A 558-nucleotide genomic window follows, 5' to 3' on the forward strand; every position below is an offset into this window, starting at 1 on the left:
CACCAGCGAACAGGAAGCACGCCAGCAATCACCGGCTGGCTGCGTGATGGTATTCGCTGCCCGTATTCGCCAGGGGGTGAGCCATGTGCAATAAAAACACGCCGGACGCAGCAGGCGAAGCATTAAAAGTACTGATACATGCGCTTGTGGATATAAATTGCATGGTAGAGATCATGGAGAGGAAATCACAGTCGGAGTACGACAAAAGAAAATTTAAAACAATAAAAATAATTACCAAAAACTCACTGACAAAAGCTACAGACATCCTCAATGAGGACACTAAAAGAATCAGGGAGAAACTGTGTGATGCATAAAATACCCTTTGATGTTCTTGTTCATTCTGAAAACGCATTAATCCGCGCAAAGGAAATGGACGCATTACTACTTAAGTTAATTGATGTGCCGGAAAGTGGCGATGAATCAGATTCAATGATGTTTTCTGCTGTGCGCACACTATTAACGCCAGTAATTAACGAATTAAATACAGTGATGGCAATTCACGAGAATAATAAATCGCATCACACCGGAGAATAAAAACCATGAAACAGAAAAATTCTG

Annotated in this window: 2 protein-coding genes; both read left to right on the forward strand. The window is 41.6% G+C overall.

Going from position 1 to position 558, the window contains the following annotated elements:
- Positions 1-94: host cell division inhibitor Icd-like protein (locus tag EQY_RS0123205; RefSeq protein ID WP_038809372.1), on the forward strand; the 94-nt coding region annotated here is incomplete at its 5' end.
- Between the two features lie 212 nt (positions 95-306).
- Positions 307-534, forward strand: coding sequence for a hypothetical protein (locus EQY_RS0123215; protein WP_000549002.1), 228 nt, complete (start codon positions 307-309; stop codon positions 532-534).
- The last annotated feature ends 24 nt before the right edge of the window (positions 535-558 follow it).

The sequence above is a fragment of the Escherichia sp. TW14182 genome (assembly GCF_000208525.1).
Classification (GTDB): domain Bacteria; phylum Pseudomonadota; class Gammaproteobacteria; order Enterobacterales; family Enterobacteriaceae; genus Escherichia; species Escherichia ruysiae.